Source organism: Oscillibacter sp. CAG:155 (assembly GCA_000436875.1).
Lineage (GTDB): Bacteria > Bacillota > Clostridia > Oscillospirales > Oscillospiraceae > Oscillibacter.
This window is the reverse complement of record FR890895.1, coordinates 4,009-6,619: the sequence shown is the minus strand read 5'-3', so window position 1 is coordinate 6,619 and position 2,611 is coordinate 4,009. Positions and strand designations below refer to the sequence as shown.

Sequence of the window (2,611 nt, the reverse complement as noted above, 5' to 3'; positions counted from 1 at the left end):
GCCTCCACCGCGTCCAGCGACAGCAGTGAACGGCGCAGTGCATTCAGTCCTGTCTCCAGCGCATCCTGCTCCGTCAGTGCCTCCAGCGCCACAGAGGGCAGATTCACATAGCAGATGTCATCCTCCAGCCAGATGGACTGCACCCGGAACCCATCCGACAGAGCGTTGGAGAGCGTCTTGTCCAGCGGCCCCTCCGCCAGTGCCTTGACAACCGCGTCCGCCTGGGTATCGCCCTCGTAAAGGTCCAGCGTCCGCTCCTCCGGCACCAGTTCCCCGGACTGATCCGGGAAGTACAGCGTGGCCTTCACCGTGCTGACCACATCCTCATTGCTGGAGAGCAGTACATCCTGGGCGGTAAAGGTCTGCTTGTCCCGGTACGCCAGCTGCTGTCCCCGGACGGTGATGGTGACAGCGGTGATCTCCCGCAGCTGGGTGAGCGTCATGGCAATCGAGTAATCCGCCAGCGCCAGCGAGATCCCCGAGAGGCTTCTGTAAGCGGCGGACAGGTCCACCCGGGCCAGGGAACCATCCAGTTCCAGTGACAAAAGGGTGGTCCCCGGCGGGATGGTGCTGCACAGCGACTCATCCGTGGGGCCGTCCAGAAGGGCTGTCAGCAGCGTCTGCGCCACTTCCTGCGGGTCCTGCCGCTGATCCTCCTCCAGATGGATGATCTCCGGACGCAGGGCATCGCCCCCCGGGACACTGGACAGATCCGCCTCCCGGAAAAACAGCTCATAGTCTCCTTCCCCTCGCTGGGAGGACACTGCCGCGTAGGCACAGCCGGAAGTCAGCAGCATCAGGCCGCACAGCAGCAGTGCGAAAAAACGTCTCATGCCGCGTTCCCTCCCTTCGCTGCGGGCCAGCGGACCGTGAATACCGTGCCGCCCTCCGGCCGGTTGGCCGCCTCTACGGTGCCGCCCCGCCGTTTGACCGTATCACTGACGATAGAAAGGCCCAGTCCGGTGCCGCCGGCGGCCCGGGAGCGGGCCTTGTCCACCCGATAGAACCGCTCAAATATCCGGGGCAGATCCTCCTCGGGGATGCCGGGTCCGTTGTCCGCCACCTCCAGGATCACCGTCTCCTCCCGGCAGGCCAGGGAGACCTGGACCGCGCCGCCGGCGCCGGTGTATTTGACCGCGTTGTCCGTCAGGTTGTAAATGACCTGATTCAGCTCGTCGGGAGTGGCCAGCACGGCACATCCCGGCTGGGCGGTATAGGTCAGTTCCACCTGCTTTTCCTGGGCCACCAGGCTCATCATCCGCATCACCTGTTCCAGTACCGGCAGCACTTCCACCACCGTGGGCGGCTCCAGCACGCCGCTGTCCAGCCGCGTCAGCCGCAGCAAATCCTCGGTGATGCGGGAGAGCCGCTCCGCCTCGGCGCCGATGTCCGACACAAACTCCCGGGCAGTGGCCGGGTCCATATCCTCGGTTTGAAGGATGGAATCCGTCAGCAGGCGAATCGCAGCCAGCGGCGTTTTCAGCTCATGGGAGGCGTCGGAGACAAAGCGGCGGCGGGCATTCTCCGTGGTCTGCAGTCGGTCCGTCAGGCTGTTAAACTCCTGGCCGATCTGGGCGATCTCATCGTGCCCGGCGATCTCTGCCCGGTGGCTGTATGCCCCTTCCCGCACCTGGCGGATAGCGGTGAGCAGCTGGCCGATCTTCCGGGTCAGCATCCGGGAGAGCAGCACGCTGAGCACCAGCACCGCCACGCCGATCACTGCCGAAAGGCGCAGCAGGTTGGACTGCAGCCCCTCCAGCAGCGCTGCCTGTTCGGTGTCGTATTCATAGGCGTAAACCGCCCCGATCACCTGGCTCTGGTAGAGCACCGGAGAGGAGGCCCGGCTGCGGAAGGCCCCGTTTTGATAGTTGCTGGTAAACACATCGCTGCCCAGCAGCGCCTGGACGATCTCCGTGTAAAACGCGTACTCCCCCACAGCGCTGCCGGTCTCCCGGGTGTCGTAGAGCACCCGTCCAGTGTCGTCCGTCACCAGAATCCGGCTCAGCCCCGTCTCCTCCACCACCGCCATGGCCTGGGCCACGTTTTCCTCTGTGAGATGATCCAGCCCCGAAAGGGAATACACCATCACGGAGACACTGCTCTCCAGCGAGGCCTCCTTGGAGCGGAACACCAGGTCCTGAGACACCCGCAGGGGGTAGGTATTGAGCAGCAGCAGCACCGCCGCGATGATCAGAATATAGCTCAGGCCGAACTTGACCTGCAAGCTGCTGTAAATCCACTGCTTAGCCCTTGAAATAGTAGCCCACTCCCCACTTGGTCATGATGTGCTCCGGCTCCGCCGGGTTCTTTTCCAGTTTCTCCCGCAGGCGGCGGATATGGACGTCCACCGTCCGGTAATCCCCTCCGTAGGCATAGCCCCACACCACGTTCATCAGATTTTCCCGGCTGTAAACCCGCCGGGGATTGCGCATCAAAAGCTCAATGAGATCATACTCCTTGGCAGTCAGCTCCACGCTCTTGCCGTCCCGGATGGCCAAGCGCTCCTCCGTGTTGAGGGACAGGTCCCCCGCCGTCAAAATCGCGCCCTGGCTGCGCTGAATCCCGGCGGCCCGCCGCAGCAGGGCCCGGAACCGCGCCATGCGTTCCCGTA

Annotated in this window: 3 protein-coding genes; all 3 read right to left on the bottom strand. The window is 64.0% G+C overall.

All coding sequences use genetic code 11. The features are described 5' to 3' along the window. A partial coding sequence (locus QZL67_RS05080) for a GerMN domain-containing protein (RefSeq protein ID WP_292919899.1) occupies positions 1-833 on the bottom strand: 833 nt, incomplete at its 3' end. Next, positions 830-2,224 carry a cell wall metabolism sensor histidine kinase WalK gene (locus QZL67_RS05075; RefSeq protein ID WP_022289672.1) on the bottom strand — a complete coding sequence of 465 codons (1,395 nt, stop codon included), beginning with the start codon at positions 2,222-2,224 and terminating at the stop codon, positions 830-832. The genes QZL67_RS05080 and QZL67_RS05075, both read right to left, overlap by 4 nt. 19 nt (positions 2,225-2,243) lie before the next feature. Next, on the bottom strand, positions 2,244-2,611 hold a 368-nt coding region (locus QZL67_RS05070), incomplete at its 5' end, for a winged helix-turn-helix domain-containing protein (protein WP_292919897.1).